This window comes from Flavobacterium algoris (genome assembly GCF_048158525.1).
GTDB classification, from domain to species: Bacteria; Bacteroidota; Bacteroidia; order Flavobacteriales; family Flavobacteriaceae; genus Flavobacterium; species Flavobacterium algoris.
Map to the genome: position 1 here is coordinate 42,109 of NZ_JBLNKT010000018.1, position 16,907 is coordinate 59,015.

Below are 16,907 nucleotides of genomic sequence, written 5' to 3' on the forward strand. Positions count from 1 at the left end.
ACAGTAACATTTATCACATTGACAACATTTTATTTCAAAAGTTCAATATTATTGCGTTGTAAATTGACCAATCCGCGTTGTTCCATTTTTTTTAGTAAACGGGAAATGACTTCTCTTGATGTATTCAATTCGGATGCGATTTCCTGATGGGAAAGTTTCAATTGGTTGCAGCCACAAGCATCAGCATGGCGTTTTAGGTAGAATTCCAAGCGCTCATCCATTGCTCTGAAAGCGATACTGTCAACAACTTCCAGTACTTCCTCAAATCGGCTGCGGTAGGTGTCAATTACAAATTCATACCAACTGCGGTGTTGCATCATCCATTTGTCCATTAGAGGCAAAGGAATCAGTATCAATTCAATATCCTCAACAACTTTGGCCATGATTTGGCTTTTTGCATTTTTGGTGGCGCAAATCATAGAAATAGCACACGCTTGACCGGGTTGTAAATAATACATAAAAAATTCACCGCCATTTTCATCTTCGCGGTAAATCTTAATCTTGCCACTGATAACCAAAACGGTGTTTTTTATATATTGCCCAGTTCGCATGATAACATCTCCCGCTTTGAAGGATTGAATAATAGCATTAGCATCAATTTCTTTGACTAATTCAGCAGAAAATAAAGGAAATAGTTTATTTATTGGATCAAGCATTTTCGTATTATTTTAATTTTTTTGTATGAGCTATACTGTAAAAGTAGTCTAAAAAGAGAAAAGATTATTGCAATTATAGGATTGAAAAAAGAGATTGATTCCTGAATTATCAGGAGTTGTGCTTTATGTATTTCCGATGGATTTAATAGACTATTTTTCGCAAAAATAAAGACCTAATTTATAGTTTATTGATAGTTAATGTTTTGCGAAAACGTTTTCTTATGAATATTATCGAATTAACAAATGGAGGGTTTATTGTTCGGTAAAATCTTCGTATTTTTACAAAAAAAGATACTATGAATTTAACACAAGAAGATTGGGTTGCTCAATTCGAAGCTGATGAAAATGCAGTAATACTTGACGTGAGAACCGAAGACGAAACGAATGATGGAATTATAGCTAATGCCATACTTATTGATATTCACAAGGGACAGGGTTTTATAGATGAAATAGAGGCTTTGGACAAAAGCAAAAACTATTATGTGTATTGCCGTTCCGGAATGAGAAGCGCTAAAGCTTGCGAAATCATGAACGAGCTAGGTTTTGAAAATACCTACAACTTAGTGGGAGGAATTATAGAATGGAATGGCGATATCGTTTAACCCTAAAACTATAAACACGACGGCCTGTTTTTATTAAATTTTAAATATAACCAACCTATAATGAGTTTTATACCAGAAGAATTTCAAATTAATACGTTACTGAATCAAGATACTTATTTAATTAATGGTGAGCTAAAAAAATGGACTGGTCAAACAACTCCAGTTTTTTCTACAATTTCATCTACTGAAAAATATGAGCCTACTCTATTGGGTTCGATTCCATGTATGGGAGAAGTGGAGGCTTTAGAAGCTGTTGAAGCGGCATCTGCAGCTTACAATAATGGACAAGGTTTATGGCCTACAATGAAAGTTGTGGATCGTATTAAATGCATGGAAAATTTTGTTGCTCAAATGAAAACGACTCGAACAGAAGTTGTTAAACTTTTGATGTGGGAGATTGGAAAATCATTGGGTGATTCTGAAAAAGAATTTGACAGAACTGTAGAGTATATCTATGATACAATTGACAGCTTAAAAGAATTAAACAGTCGCAGTGCTCATTTTTCGAAAGTGCAAGGAATAAATGCCATGGTTCGTAGAGGACCACTAGGTGTTGTATTGTGTTTAGGACCTTACAATTATCCATTGAATGAAACTTTTTCGTTGCTTATTCCTGCCTTAATTATGGGAAATCCTGTAATTTTTAAACCGGCTAAACACGGCGTTTTACTACTATCTCCTTTGTTAGAAGCTTTCAGAAGCAGTTTTCCAAAAGGAGCGATCAATATTGTGTACGGTAGGGGTCGTGAAGTGGCTTCACCAATCATGAAATCTGGAAAAGTTGATATTTTGGCTTTGATAGGAAACAGTAAATCAGCGATAGCTTTACAAGACCAACATCCAAACAAAAACAGATTACGTTTGGTATTAGGATTAGAAGCAAAAAATCCTGCAATAATCCTCCCGGATGCTGATTTAGATTTGACTATCCAAGAATGTATTGCTGGATCTTTATCTTTCAACGGGCAACGTTGTACTGCTTTGAAAGTTTTATACGTACATGAATCTATTGCTGACGAATTCAACAGACGATTTGCTGCCAAAGTTGATGCACTGACTTTTGGAAATCCTTGGGACAAATCAGTATTTCTTACTCCTTTACCAGAAAAAGAAAAACCGGCTTATATTCAAGAATTGATTGATGATGCTACCACTAAAGGAGCAAAAGTTATTAATGCAAAAGGAGGAACGCATTCTGATAATTATATCTTCCCAGCAGTTTTGTTTCCTATAAACAAGGAAATGCGTGTGTATCATGAAGAGCAATTTGGTCCAGTTGTGCCTATTATTTCTTTCAAAGACATTCAAGAACCATTGAATGATATGGCCGAGTCTAATTACGGACAACAAGTAAGTTTGTTTGGAAAAGACATCAAGACCATTGCGCCGCTTATTGATGCTTTGGTGAATCTTGTTTGTAGAGTAAACTTGAATAGTTCTTGCCAAAGAGGACCGGATGTTTTCCCATTTACAGGAAGAAAAGATTCAGCAGTGGGTACGTTGAGTATTCACGATGCATTGCGTTCGTTCTCTATCAGAACTTTTGTTGCTTCTAAAGATAATGACTATAACAATGCCATTTTGCAAGAGTTATTGAACAGTAAAGAATCCAATTTCATTAATACGGACTATATTTTGTAAGTATTAAATAGTTATAATTGAAGCCGTTTCGTTTTTTGCGAGGCGGCTTTTTTTATGGAATTCTGTTTTTTTTCTTCATCCAATTTAAACAAAGGATTATGTTTTTTAAATTAATTACAAAAAGAGTACAGGTTTACGGGAAACCGTAAGGTAAAGGAAATGCATTACCTTACATTTGGCGGAAATTGATTTTTACCGGATTACAATGATGGTAATGGTAATCGTTGACTAATTTAATACGCAATTATGAAACACCTTTACAAGATTATTTTTCTTTTTGTCTTGATAATTTCAGTTAATAATTTAAATGCTAAAAGTAATTACCCACATTTAGGCATCGGTAAAATAATAGTAGCAAGGAATGCCAATAATTTAGCATTACTAACTGCTACAATCACCACAAATGCAACTTCAGTTTGTACTAATGGAACCCAACCGATAATAACTTTTACAGGAATAGGAGGGAGTGCTCCTTATACTTTCACTTATACAATAAATGGTGGACCTAATATAACTACTTCTCAATCAACAGGGGATATTTTAACATTGAATGTGCCTACTGCATCAACTGGAAATTTTGTTTATACACTGGTAAGTGTCAAGGACTCCACTAATGCAACTCAAATGCAAACTGGAGCAATTACAATTAAGGTTAATGCTTTGCCAGTAGTGGATTTTACGTTTACCAATGATAATAGTTGTTCAGGTACTGCTGTTCAGTTTAATTCTAGTGTTTCTGGATCGGGCACTTATACTTATGCTTGGGATTTTGGGGATGGTTCCACATCTACAACCCCTAATCCCATACATATTTTCAATAATACAAATGGGAATAAAACGCAATCATTTAACGTAACATTAAATGTCACAGCTAATGGTTGTGCAAAAGCAATAACTAAATCTGTTTCCATTCAAAACCCTGGAGCTACTTTAAATTCAAGCGTAGAATCTGCTGTTTTTAATGGTTTCCCTATTTTCAAAGTTTGTACAAATGATATTTCTCAAATTGATTTTATAAATACCTCGGTTACAAGTTCAACAGATACAAATTATGTTATAAACTGGGGAGATTCAACACCTAATTTTAGTGCAACAACATTTTCAACTATATCTCATACATATTCTGTTGGACTTTGGACATTAACTTATACTGTAATAGGTCAAAATGGATGTACAATAACAAGATTATATAAAGTCTTTGTGGGCAATAATCCAGCTGTAGGTATAGGAAACCCGGGTAATACTAATATATGTATTTCAACACCACTTACTTTTCCAATTACAGGAACAGATAATAATCCACCAGGAACAACTTATACCGTTACATTTACTGATGGTTCAACCCCAATTACTTTTAATCATCCTCCCCCAGCTACTATTACTCACACATTTTTGAAGCCTTCTTGTGGAGTTACTAGTAGTGGCCAACAAAATTCTTTTTCAGCAACCATTGAGGCATCTAATCCTTGCGATGTATCCTTTGGATCAGTTGTTCCAATTCGCGTTTCAGCACCACCAATAGCTAACTTTACTTTGCCAAAAACTACAATCTGTCTAAATACTCAAACATGTTTTACAGACTCATCAACAGGAGGTGCTATTGCAACAAGTTCATCTTGTGCAAATCCCAAAATTGTTTGGATAATTTCTCCATCAGCAGGATACACATTAAATAGTGGAACACTAGGAAGCGATAATAGTAGTTCAACAAATACCAACACATGGACTGGTGGTTCAAATTCAATATGTCCAGTTTTTAATGTGCAAGGAACATATACAATTACTATGAAAACTGGAAATTCATGTGACATTGATCAAATAACAAAAACTATTTGTGTTGAAGTTCCACTAGTTCCACAATTTACGATAGGCACAAATTTAGGTTGTACACCATTAGTGGTAAATACAGCCAATACAACTAATATTGCTAATGCTTGTATCCCGCCAACCTATTTATGGGATGTTACTTATGTTGCAGCAAATTGTGGTATAATTTCATCTTACGCATATACTGGTGGAACAACAGCAACTTCTGCTAGTCCTTCATTTAATTTTATAACGCCGGGAACTTACAATATAACGCTGTCTACGACCAATTCTTGTGGTACCGTTACATCACCTTCGCAAACAGTAACTGTAAAAAAGCCACCAACAGCCATCATAAATACTATTCCAAATGCTTGTGGTACAGCAACTATTTCGCCAACTGCTGTGGTACAAGGATGCGCACCTGCTTCTAGTGTATTAACCTATGCTTGGAGTTTTCCTGGCGGTACTCCAGCAACTGCAACCACAGCTATTCCGGGAATGATTACTTATAATACTTCGGGAAATTATACGGTTTCATTAACAGTAACCAATGAATGTGGTATTTCTGCAACTGCCACCAAAACATTTTCGGTCAGTACAACACCAACTTTAACAAATACATCCTTAACCGAAACCATTTGTTCCGGTTCACAAACGACTTTAGTAAACTTAACAGCAGATACTGTTGGTACCACTTTTTCTTGGACGGCAACAGCAACTTCAGGAGTCACCGGCTTTACGGCTTCTGGAACAACGAATACAATTCTCGCCCAAACTATTTCAACAACAAATACTGCAGTTGGAACGGTCACTTATGCCATTACTCCCATATTAAACGGATGTTCAGGAGCAGTTGTAAATTATGTTGTTACAGTAAACCCCGCACCAAATATTACAACTCAGCCCGCTTCAAATACGGTTTGCCAAAATGGAACACTTAATGTATTAGCTGTTGTTTTAAATACTTCAACGGGAACACCAACGTACCAATGGTATTCAAATACAAGTAATAATGCAACTACGGGAACGCCACTTTCTGGAGAAACAAATGCTACATATGCGCCGCCAAGTACAACAATTGGAACAATTTATTATTATTGTATTATTACATTGGGTGGTTCTGGAGGCTGTTCCAGCATAACTTCTGCTATTGCAAATATTACAATTACTGCCGGTGCAACAATTATTTTACAGCCAACAGCATCGCAAAATCTCTGTGTTGGAAGCACTATAGGCTCACCATTAGCAGTAAGTTATTCTGGTGGAACAGGAATTCCGAGTTACCAATGGTTTTCAAACACAACCAATGCAAATAATGGCGGAACCCTAATTTCGAGTGCCACTAATTCAAGTTATACTCCACCGGTTTTCTCCGTTGCAGGAGTGAATTATTTCTATGCAGTTATAACATTATCAGGAAGTGGATGCGGTACAATAACAAGTAATCCCGCAGAAGTTAAAGTTGTTGCCGACCCAATTGTTACTGCACAACCTTTGCCAACCCAAACTTTATGTCAAAATGTGGTTCCAACAGATTTATCTGTGACTGCCTCTGGAGATGTTAGTGTTGGAGCATTATCTTACCAATGGTTTTCGAATGCTACAAATTCAAATTCAGGTGGAAATTCGATACTTGGAGCAACAAATACTACTTTTACGCCACCTACAACTGCAGTAGGAACAATTTATTATTACTGTGAAATTTCACAAAGTAGCTTGGGCTGTAATACCAAAAGTAATTTAGCTACCGTAATTATAAATCTTGCGTCCACAATTACTTTGCAACCCTCATCAAGTACGTTATGTTTAGGAGGAACACCAACACTTTTAAAAGTAGCTTACAGTAATGGAGTTGGTACACCACAATACCAATGGTATTCTAATGCAACTAATTCTACAATAGGAAGTACTTCAATTTCAGGAGCGACAACTGATAGTTTCAATCCGCCCGCTATAGCAGTTGGAACAACGTATTATTATTGTATTATTACGTTGTCTTCTGGAGGATGTTCTACTTTAACATCCGCTATTGCTGAGGTTAAAATCAATCAAAATCCTGTAATTGCAAATAAAAGTGCAGTACTATGCAGCGGTACCCCTTTTACGGTTGCACCTGACAATTTAAGCGGTGATATAGTGCCAATTGGTACCAGATACACTTGGGCAGCGCCTGTAATTAATCCTTCGAATGCTGTTAATGGTGCTCTTGCGGTAACGATTCCTCAAAATAATATTAGCCAAACGTTGATTAATACAACAACTAGTCCGGCAACGGTTACTTATACTGTTACTCCAACTTCGGGAACTTGCGTTGGAACTAATTTTACAATTGTTGTAACTGTCAATCCATCGATAAGTCCCAATAGTATCGTTACAAATAGTACTTGTTTCGGCATTAATAATGGTTCAATAAAAACCAATTTAACGGGAGGAATTCCTTTTACTACTGGCGTACCATACTTAGTTTCATGGACGGGACCAAACGGATTTATATCTAGTGCAACAAGTATTTCTAACCTGTCAGCGGGAGATTATACACTTTCGGTTTTAGATAATGGAGGTTGTCCATTTTCAAAAAGTTATAAAATAACGGAACCTGATGGCCTTGTTATTATTACCGATTTAGAAAAGGATATTACCTGTTTTAATGCTGCCAACGGAGTGATTACAATTACAATAACTGGAGGCACTTTAAATTATAATTATACTTGGACTAAAGATAATTTACCATTTGCAAATACCGAAGACTTATCGAATCTAAGCCCGGGAGTGTATGCTGTATCGGTTTCAGACAGTAATAATTGTGGTCCAAAAACAGCGATATTTACCATAACGGAGCCGCCTATTTTGGCTGTAAATCTGGTAAGTCAAACCAACATATTATGTTTTGGACAGCCAACGGGAGCGATAAATGTTTCCGTAACAGGAGGAACACCTCCAATCTCGGGTTATAACTTTGCTTGGACAGGACCAAACGGATTTACAAGTTCCAATAAAAATTTAAGTGCTATTTTCGCAGGAACCTATAATTTAACCGTAACAGATAATTCAGACTGTACCAAAAAGCTATCGGTTCTTGTAACACAATCTTCAGAAATCGTAATTACGGCAGCAACAACCCCAATTATTTGTTATGGAGGAAATGATGCCTCGATAACCCTTTCTATAACTGGTGGAATTGCACCTTATAAAATTGTATGGAGTACTTTAGCAAGCGGATTATTTCAAGACAACCTTTCGGCTGGAGATTATCTGATTACAGTTACGGATGCTTTGAATTGTGTTAATAAACTAAATGTCAACATACCCGAAGCGCCAATTTTTACGATCAATCCAGTAGTGAAACAAATTTCTTGTTTTGGAATGAATGATAGTAGTATAAATCTAAATTTAGTAGGAGGAATTACTCCAGTAACTCTCGTATGGAGCGATGGAAGCACGGCCGGTTTGACCAGAAATAATCTAGGTCCAGGTTCTTATACGGTTACTATTGTTGATAATAAGCCTTGTACGATTATAAGAACATTTATAATACAAGAGCCTCAAAAACTAATACTTTCAGCAAATGTTACCCATGCATTTGATTGTGATGATGCGAATAGTGGTGCTATCAATTTGCTAGTCGCCGGTGGAACGCCTCCTTTTACATACACTTGGTCAAATGGAGCAACAAGCGAAGATTTAAACAACATTCCAGCAGGAAATTATTTGGTTACAGTCACAGACAGTAGAGGCTGTTCAAAAACGGCTCAATATGTTATCAACAGACAGCCACCAATAGTAATTGGAGTGGAAACAAAAACTGATTTTAACTGTGAAACTAAATATGTAAAACAAACTTTTGTGGCGCAAGTTTCGGGCGGAGTCCCTCCTTATCAATTGACTTGGTCCAACGGAACGGTAAGCGGAGTCAACAATGAAATGATGAACACTAATCAAAACGGAACTGTCGTTTTAGGCGTTACAGATAATTTGGGATGTACAGCAAATTATACTTTCAATGTAGCTATTCCAAAATTAGGAACGCCTTCCTTTTCAACAAGTTCATATGCTTACTCAACATTTGGGACTTTTTCGATTAATGACCCCATACAATTTACGAATACCGCTACGACAGATTATATCAGTACCGCTTGGGATTTTGGTGACGGGAGTGTTTCTACTGAAGAAAACCCACTTCATTCCTATGTCAAAGAAGGAAGTTATGTAGTGACGCAAACGGTTACTTATGCTTTTGGCTGTATTTATATTCATACGATGACTTTATTGGTTGATAAAGGATATAAATTAATGGTTCCAAATGGTTTTACCCCCAATGGAGACGGAATTAATGAAACTTTCAAACCAGTTTTTGTGGGATTGAAATCACTTCAACTGGATGTGTATGATACTTGGGGAGAATTGATATTTACTGAAACTGGCGAGACGTTGCACGGATGGGATGGAAGAGTAAAAGAGAAGGAATCGGAAAATGGGAATTATTATTACAAAGTAAAGGTGACCACTTTTTACGGAACAATAGTAAATCAAAACGGTCCTTTTACATTAATCAAATAAGAACAGCAAAATGAAAATAAAAATAATAGCATTAATAATTTTGTTCGGTTTTTCATTAGCAGTTAAGGCGCAAGATCCCATCTTTACACAGTATTTCATGGTTCCAGAAACATTGAATCCAGGATTTACAGGATTTCTGGAAACGACCAATGCCGGAATATTGCACAGAACGCAATGGCCTGATTTGAATTTTAGAGTTGATTCAGATTTTGGGTTTATCAATACATGGTTAGAAAATGCCAACAGCGGAATAGGAGTAAGCGTTTTGAATCACAGAGAAAAATTCACGAATTATAATTTCACCCAAGTGAATTTTAATTATGCGTATCGGGTTCAATTAAATGACGATTGGTTTTTTAGACCTGCAGTCGAAATGGGTTTTGGAAACAAATCCTATGGTTTTCAGAATATAGTTTTAGAAGATCAAATCAATATTGGACAAGGAACCATTAATACCTCAAGTGTGGATCCCCTTTTGTTAAATGATAAAGTAACCTTCTTTGATTTTTCAGCAGGAATGTTACTTAATAATGAAAATGCTTGGTTCGGACTTTCCCTAAAGCACATCAATAAACCCAATATTTCTTTTGCTGCCAAAGGCAATGTTCCACTATCAATGTTTTTCTCTGCCAATGCGGGCTATGAATTCCTACTGGGAGATTATATTGACATTACTTATTTCCCTTATGAAACCAAAATGCTTTTAACCTCTAATTATATGCATCAAGGACAATACAGCCGATTTGATTTAGGAACCGGGCTTGTTTTCAAAAAGTTTTTCTTCGGGGTCAGCGCAGCTACAAATCCAGGTAAAAAAGCGGATAACAGTCATCTCCTGACTTCTATAAATGCTTTTGGGGGATTGCAATATGAACATTTTAAATTTGGATACTCTCATGATTTTAGTACCTCAAGAATAGGTCAGACAGGCGGAATATATGAACTTTCTGTTACCTATCAATTTGATTTGAAAGTGAAATGTTTCGGTTGTCCCAATTACTATTGATAAATCATTAATTTTTTTATTTCTAAAAGGTTTTTGTTACAAAAAGGTATCTATTGCTACTAATGTTTCATTAGTATTTATATTATTTCTAAAAACGCCTTCATGAAAAAAAAATCACTTTTACTAGTATTGTTTGTCGTCGCATTTTTTGCGCAGCATAGTTTCGCACAGGAACTTTATACACCTCGAAATATAAAAGAAGCCTATTCAAAAGGGAGTCGTTCCAAAGACGGAAAGCCAGGGAAAAATTATTGGCAAAACCATGGGAAATATGCCATGGAAATTACCGTAAATCCAGACACAAAAATGGTAAGCGGAACCGAAAGTATCGTTTACGAAAACAACAGCAAGGACACTTTGAAAACAATCGTTATTCGTTTTGTAAATAACCTCCATAAACCAACTTCTCCAAGAGGTGGTGAGGTAAGTGCTGATTTTTTATCAGAAGGGTTGACTATAACTTCGTTCAAAATTAATGGCGAAGTGTACAATGAAAATGCTAAAAATTGGGGAACAGTTGGTACCATTAAATTGAAAAATGCATTACCGCCAAATACCAAAGCTACTTTAGGAATAGACTGGAATTATCCTTTGTCTAAGGAAAGTGGACGTGAAGGTCAAATTGATAATACTACTTTTTTTGTAGCCTACAGTTATCCGAGAATTTCCGTTTATGATGATTATAATGGCTGGGACAAATTGCCTCATACGGACCGTCAGGAATTCTATAATGATTTTAACGACTATACTTTTTCGATAAAAGCGCCTAAAAATTATGTGGTTTATGCCACGGGAGATTTACTAAATCCGGATGACGTTTTACAAGCGGAATTTTCGGCGCGATTAAAAAAATCGTACACTTCAGATGCGGTTATGCATATTGCGAATGAGCAGGAAATGAAAGAAGAGAAAGTCACTTTACAGAACGATTGGAATACTTGGAAATTTGAAGCAAATTCAATTTCGGATGTGTGCTTTGGTTTAAGCAATCATTATGTATGGGATGCCGGAAGTGTCGTTGTAGACAATAAAACCAATCGTCGGGTGAGTACACAAGCGGCTTATGACGTAAAAGGCACTGATTTTATCAACTCGGTAAAAAACAATAATTATGCTTTGGCTTGGTTTTCTAATAATTGGCCGGGAGTTCCGTATCCTTTTTCTAAAATGACCGCTTTTCAAGGTTTTGCTGATATGGAATTTCCTATGATGGTGAACGATTCCCAAACAGGGGATGACGTTTTTGCACAATTGGTACAAGACCATGAAATCGCTCATACGTATTTTCCTTTTTACATGGGAATCAATGAAACCCGTTATGCTTTTATGGATGAAGGTTGGGCTACAACACTCGAATATTTAATAGGAATTGCTGAGCATGGTAAAGAGGCTGCCGATAAGTTTTACAAACAATTTAGAGTAAAAAAATATATTTACGATAATTCGACAGAAGAAGATCAGCCTATAATTTCCATGTCATCCCAATTGTCAGGCGCGGGTTACGGCAACAATTCATACGGAAAAGCATCCCTTTCTTATTTGGCTTTAAAAGATTTACTTGGGGATGATTTGTTCAAAAAAGCACTGCACACGTATATGGAGAATTGGAATGGCAAGCATCCAATTCCTTGGGATTATTTTAATTCCGTGAACAGCAGTACCGGTAAAAACCTGAATTGGTTTTTCAATAACTGGTTTTTTAGTAATAATTACATTGATCTTGCTGTTGCAAAAGTAAATTCGATAGCGTCTAAAAATTCTATTTCGATTAAGAATGAAGGTGGTTTTGCGATTCCTTTTGATGTGAATGTTGTTTATGCAGACGGAACTAAAGAAACGATGCATAAAACACCTGCCATTTGGGCAACCAACCAAAAAATGACAACGGTTACTTTGAAAGGAACCAAAAAAATAAAATCAGTAACACTTGATGGCGGGCTTTTTATGGATGCCACACCATCAGATAATAGCTGGACCAACAAATAACTATAGTATTTTATGAAATTAAAGCCGTTTCGTTTTCAATAAACGAAGCGGTTTTTTTATGGATTCAATTTTTGGGTAGTACCGTTTTTTGAATGAACGTATATTTCTCCAATGATTTTGCATTTTTTATTATAGTAGGAATATAAGTTCATTTAAACTTTAAAATGGATTTCAGTACATTCGATTTGATTAGGATGCAGTTCTTTTTATAGTATTTTGAATAATAAAAACAGAGTGTTAAAATAGTTTTGTATCGCATCATTTTTTTTAACAAATAAAAACGTAATAACCTCATTATCAGTATTTATTATTATATTTACGTTGTAAAAATAACTTAAAAAAATAATAGTATGAAAAACATTAAAAAATTTTTGACACCAGTTTTGATATTAGTTTTTACCGTTGCATTTTTATCTTGTAAAAACAATAAAACTGAGAAAGCCGAACCAGAAAAAGCAATGCCAAAAGACACAACTACCGCTGTTGCTGTATTTGAACCTTTTAAAGTAATTGTGATTAAGCACAAAGTGGTTGATTATGATAATAAATGGAGAAAGGGTTATGATGCACATGATTCCATGAGAAAAGCTTATGGTATTACACATTATATGGTAGGAAGAGGAATTGATAGTCCGAACACGATTGTGATACTAAATAAATTTAGCGATGTGCAAAAAGCAAAAGATTTCAGTATGCTTCCTAATCTTAAAGATGTAATGAAAAAAGCAGGGGTAATCAGTAAACCTGAATTCTCCTATTATGATGTAATACGGAATGACTCTACTAAAATTGACCTCAAAGACAGATTAATGATAACCCACCGTGTAAAAGATTTTGATGCCTGGCTCAAAGTATATGATGCCGAAGGAACTGCCAAAAGAATGGAAGAAGGATTCATTGACAGGGGTTTGGCTCGAAGCATAGACGATCCTAATATGGTGGCTATCGTATTTGCTATTACCGATATGAAAAAAGCCAAAGAAAACATAAACTCCGAAGCAAAGAAAAAACTAATGAAGGATGCTGGTGTGGTAGGCGCCCCAGAAATATTTTTTTATAAAATAGTGGAGTAGCCTATACATTTAAAACATATAAAGAAACCGTCTTTTTCATGGGAATAAGATGGTTTCTTTTTATGGGATTTTAAAAAAAATAGTTGGTTTACGGGAAACCGTAAAGTAATGAATATGTTAAGGTTTAGATTTGTAGGAATAAGATGGTTTGTGGTAAATTATGTATGAATTAGCAAAAGTATAAAAAAGCTTTTTATGACACAAATCCAGTAATATAATATGGATTGGAGTCTTTTTATGACTGGTATAAAATAAGTTAAACGGTAATTTTACTTCAAAAAAAATATAAAAATCATACACAGAAAACTAACATAAACAAAATATAAAATGGCAAATTGTATAGCTTGCAATAAAAGATTAGGGATGCTTAATACACCAATGTTTAGCAAAGGTCAAACTAAAGATTCTGGAACTATTTGTACTTCGTGTCATATGAGTTTAGCAATGAATAATGCTTCTCATATATCAAACAAAATGAAACAATTTACAAATCAAGAAGTTATTGAAACCCTTCAACAAATTAATTCAACAAAAGAGCAAATAAAAAGTGACAAAAAAGAAGAGTTTGAAAGAAAAGTAGAACAACATAAAAATCAAATTAGCTCAAATAATGAAAGGCTTCAAAAAATCAAATTAACTATTTCTAAATTAAACCCAACTGTTGTTAATAAAATAGAAGTTTCAGAATTACCAACAATATTGATGGAAGATGAAAATATAGAAAAAATAAATTCGGGATTTTTAGATGAAGGTAAAGGTTCAACTGGTAATGGTTTATTAGTAGGAACAAATTATAGAGTTATATTTATAGATAAACCAATGTTTGGTTTTGGAATAAAAATGGAAGATTTTCCATATGACAAAATTTCATCTGTTTCCGTAGAAACTGGGTTTTTAAAAGGTGTATTGAAAATTATTTGTTCTGGTAATACTGCCAAAATAAATTTAGTAACTGGAGCAAAAGAATTTTCAGAATTTGTTAGACAAAAAACAATGCTAAAACCAATCGTTCATCAGCAAGTAAATATTGAATCAGATATATTAGGACAAATTGAAAAACTGGCAGAACTTAAAGAAAAAGGAATTTTGACTGAAGAAGAATTTAATGAGAAAAAAGTAATTTTACTAGCAAAATTATAAAACTACCGCAAACACGTTTGTAGCAATGACTTAGTTTTTTCCTGCGAAAAAGCACAATACTAATTTTTATGTTTAAAAATTAGTATTAAAGAAATAGGCTCTTTAATGACAAATAAAATTTCTCACTAAATAAAAAATATTAAAATGAAAAACTTAATCAAAATATTGTTAGTTGCTTTGACATTAGCATCTTGTGTAAACTCTAAAAAAGAAATTATAATTGATGTTTCTAGTATTATTGGGAAAAACAAAACTGAAATCGAAAAAATATTAGGTAAACCTGATAATGTTGAAATGATAAAACCAAGCAACACGCCTTGTGTCAATGTACCTTGTGAAAAAGCGAATTACCAATCTGATAAATTTGAAATTGTATTTATAAATGATAAATCTGATTGGATCACTATAAATAAAGTTTCAGAATTTGAAATTAATAATGAAAATATTGAATTATTAGGATTAGAATTAAGAGAACCAAGCTCTAATAATCCAGGAAATGTAACTAAATGGAATAATATTGAAAATATTAAAGAGATTAGTATTTTCGATAATGGTTCTGGAAAAATAGATTATATATACATTAAAAACTTAACAGAATAAAAGACTATCTCACACAATGATTTTTTAGCGATAGATTTTTTCAGGAAAGTTTGAAGTTAGTTTTATATTTGGAAAGTTCAGTCTTTAACAGAAGTTTCAGCTTTTTTAACTATAAACAGACTATTGGAAATTATTATTTATCATACTTTATATTCTTGCACTTTTTAGAATATTTAAAAATATACTAATTACTTCATCCGAAAAGTAGAATACAAAAACAATTTAAACCTAAAACATAGAATTCAGAATTAAATATGGAAAATGGAAAACCAAGTGGTATTGATGAAAAATTAGGGTATTTTAATATTATAATTTTAGTATTAACGATTTATGTTTTAGGTGCCTTATTAGTAGAAACCGTTTTTGTATTACCAACTGAAACAGCAAAACTTCTCGATTTTATTGACAAAGCAATTTGCCTGATATTCTTCATAGATTTTACAGTTAGATTTTACAAAGCCAAAAATAAATTGAAATTTATGCGTTGGGGTTGGATTGACTTAATTTCAAGTATTCCAGTTGTAAATTATTTTAGAGCGGGAAGATTATTACGTTTAATTAGGCTCTTAAGAATTATTAGAGCGTTTCGTTCTTCAAAACAATTATTAAATCACGTTTTCAAAAATAAAGCAAAAGGTGCATTTACATCAGTTTCTATATTCGCAATTTTACTAATCATATTTTCTGCAATTGCAATTTTACAAGTTGAAAACACAAAAGAAGGAAATATTAAAAGTGCAGAAGATGCAATTTGGTGGGCTTATGTCACAATTACAACAGTTGGTTATGGGGATAAATATCCTGTAACTACTGAAGGAAGGTTAATTGCTGTGATTTTAATGACAGCTGGAGTTGGACTTTTTGGAACATTTACAGCTTACGCTTCCTCTTGGTTTGTTGAAGACAAAGTAAATAAGGAATAAATTCGTAAACAATAAACTCGTTATAATTCTAAAATTTAGTACTGATAAAATCGGTTTTACTCGATTTGAGTATTAGTTTTTAATTTAAAAATGCTCTTCTAATTACAGTTTCACTACCCATCAAATGATAATTTATTCCCAAAGCGGAGCAATGTGTTATAAGGTTCGCAGTAACTTTAGCAAAAAAATAAATATGAGTTTATCTGATAAAGTTGAAGAAAAAAATAACACTGCCCTAAATCCCGTAACCTCAGAACTGGAAGCTTGGGTTGGAATTTTATATTCTTGTATTTCTGCGGACAATCAAATTAAGGATTCCGAAACGGCATCATTATCCAAATTGTTATATTCCAAAGAAAAATTTGAAGGAGTCGATATTGCACCTCTTTATGCAAAATCATATCATTTAAAAATGGAACTTGGACAATTAAAATATATTGCTGCTTGTTGTGAACTAATTAAAGAAGAAGATAAAGAAACGGTATTTGCAATTGCTTTGGAAATATTACTTTCGGATGGTTTACTTGGAGAAGAAGAAAAAAACGTAATTGAAGTGCTATCCAAAGAACTTAAAATAGATTCTGGGATGACTAGTAAAATTATAGAAGTTATCTTCTTGAAAAATAAAGGAAATAGTAAAGAATTATAAATAACTGCTAACAAGATTAAGTCTTTGCTTAAAAATAAGTGAAATCCAAAATCACTATTTTTTAAAATGAATCAAAACCAAAAAGAGGATTTCCGAGAGGTCATTCTCTTTTTTAATTTATAAGATCTTTATATTAAATTAATTGCTTAATTTAGAGTGCTCTAAGTAGGAATCAATGAGCAATTCTAGCGGTTTAATCTATAGTTATTTTTAAAATCACTGCATTATCAAAAAGAAAATCAAAATAGTAAAGAATCATGTACAT

Annotated in this window: 11 protein-coding genes; 10 read left to right on the forward strand and 1 reads right to left on the reverse strand. The window is 33.8% G+C overall.

Features of this window, described 5'->3' with window-relative positions; genetic code table 11:
• Nucleotides 1-29 precede the first annotated feature (29 nt).
• On the reverse strand, nucleotides 30-656 hold the full coding sequence (locus ACM55I_RS10570) for a Crp/Fnr family transcriptional regulator (RefSeq protein ID WP_416846745.1): 627 nt from the start codon (nucleotides 654-656) through the stop codon (nucleotides 30-32).
• A 296-nt stretch (nucleotides 657-952) separates the two neighbouring features.
• Between ACM55I_RS10570 and ACM55I_RS10575 the strand changes: the two genes are divergently transcribed.
• From ACM55I_RS10575 to ACM55I_RS10620, 10 genes are all read left to right on the forward strand, one after another.
• Nucleotides 953-1,258, forward strand: a complete 306-nt coding sequence (locus tag ACM55I_RS10575) for a rhodanese-like domain-containing protein (protein WP_416846746.1) — start codon at nucleotides 953-955, stop codon at nucleotides 1,256-1,258.
• Nucleotides 1,259-1,318: 60 nt separating this feature from the next.
• Entirely contained in the window at nucleotides 1,319-2,899 is a 1,581-nt protein-coding gene (locus ACM55I_RS10580; protein WP_416846747.1) for an NADP-dependent glyceraldehyde-3-phosphate dehydrogenase, read from the forward strand.
• 246 nt (nucleotides 2,900-3,145) lie between these two features.
• The gene (locus ACM55I_RS10585) at nucleotides 3,146-9,265 is read left to right on the forward strand and encodes a PKD domain-containing protein (protein WP_416846748.1); all 6,120 of its coding nucleotides are present in this window, start codon (nucleotides 3,146-3,148) and stop codon (nucleotides 9,263-9,265) included.
• A gap of 10 nt (nucleotides 9,266-9,275) precedes the next feature.
• Nucleotides 9,276-10,271, forward strand: coding sequence for a PorP/SprF family type IX secretion system membrane protein (locus ACM55I_RS10590; RefSeq protein WP_416846749.1), 996 nt, complete (start codon nucleotides 9,276-9,278; stop codon nucleotides 10,269-10,271).
• A 102-nt stretch (nucleotides 10,272-10,373) separates the two neighbouring features.
• A complete protein-coding gene (locus tag ACM55I_RS10595) occupies nucleotides 10,374-12,257 on the forward strand; it encodes a M1 family metallopeptidase (RefSeq protein WP_416846750.1) in 1,884 nt (627 codons plus the stop codon).
• Between the two features lie 350 nt (nucleotides 12,258-12,607).
• Complete coding sequence (locus ACM55I_RS10600) at nucleotides 12,608-13,330, forward strand: hypothetical protein (RefSeq protein ID WP_416846751.1); 723 nt, start codon at nucleotides 12,608-12,610, stop codon at nucleotides 13,328-13,330.
• A gap of 327 nt (nucleotides 13,331-13,657) precedes the next feature.
• Nucleotides 13,658-14,470, forward strand: a complete 813-nt coding sequence (locus tag ACM55I_RS10605) for a PH domain-containing protein (RefSeq protein WP_416846752.1) — start codon at nucleotides 13,658-13,660, stop codon at nucleotides 14,468-14,470.
• A 144-nt stretch (nucleotides 14,471-14,614) separates the two neighbouring features.
• Entirely contained in the window at nucleotides 14,615-15,070 is a 456-nt protein-coding gene (locus ACM55I_RS10610; RefSeq protein ID WP_416846753.1) for a hypothetical protein, read from the forward strand.
• Between the two features lie 254 nt (nucleotides 15,071-15,324).
• On the forward strand, nucleotides 15,325-15,993 hold the full coding sequence (locus ACM55I_RS10615; RefSeq protein WP_416846754.1) for a potassium channel family protein: 669 nt from the start codon (nucleotides 15,325-15,327) through the stop codon (nucleotides 15,991-15,993).
• A 193-nt stretch (nucleotides 15,994-16,186) separates the two neighbouring features.
• Complete coding sequence (locus ACM55I_RS10620) at nucleotides 16,187-16,642, forward strand: TerB family tellurite resistance protein (protein WP_416835211.1); 456 nt, start codon at nucleotides 16,187-16,189, stop codon at nucleotides 16,640-16,642.
• Nucleotides 16,643-16,907: the final 265 nt, after the last annotated feature.

What these genes read in the sequence shown, in the direction of transcription:
- ACM55I_RS10570 (WP_416846745.1), bottom strand. Translation starts at nt 656, where the DNA reads ATGCTTGATCCAATAAATAAACTATTTCCTTTATTTTCTGCTGAATTA.
- ACM55I_RS10575 (WP_416846746.1), top strand. Translation starts at nt 953, where the DNA reads ATGAATTTAACACAAGAAGATTGGGTTGCTCAATTCGAAGCTGATGAA.
- ACM55I_RS10580 (WP_416846747.1), top strand. Translation starts at nt 1,319, where the DNA reads ATGAGTTTTATACCAGAAGAATTTCAAATTAATACGTTACTGAATCAA.
- ACM55I_RS10585 (WP_416846748.1), top strand. Translation starts at nt 3,146, where the DNA reads ATGAAACACCTTTACAAGATTATTTTTCTTTTTGTCTTGATAATTTCA.
- ACM55I_RS10590 (WP_416846749.1), top strand. Translation starts at nt 9,276, where the DNA reads ATGAAAATAAAAATAATAGCATTAATAATTTTGTTCGGTTTTTCATTA.
- ACM55I_RS10595 (WP_416846750.1), top strand. Translation starts at nt 10,374, where the DNA reads ATGAAAAAAAAATCACTTTTACTAGTATTGTTTGTCGTCGCATTTTTT.
- ACM55I_RS10600 (WP_416846751.1), top strand. Translation starts at nt 12,608, where the DNA reads ATGAAAAACATTAAAAAATTTTTGACACCAGTTTTGATATTAGTTTTT.
- ACM55I_RS10605 (WP_416846752.1), top strand. Translation starts at nt 13,658, where the DNA reads ATGGCAAATTGTATAGCTTGCAATAAAAGATTAGGGATGCTTAATACA.
- ACM55I_RS10610 (WP_416846753.1), top strand. Translation starts at nt 14,615, where the DNA reads ATGAAAAACTTAATCAAAATATTGTTAGTTGCTTTGACATTAGCATCT.
- ACM55I_RS10615 (WP_416846754.1), top strand. Translation starts at nt 15,325, where the DNA reads ATGGAAAATGGAAAACCAAGTGGTATTGATGAAAAATTAGGGTATTTT.
- ACM55I_RS10620 (WP_416835211.1), top strand. Translation starts at nt 16,187, where the DNA reads ATGAGTTTATCTGATAAAGTTGAAGAAAAAAATAACACTGCCCTAAAT.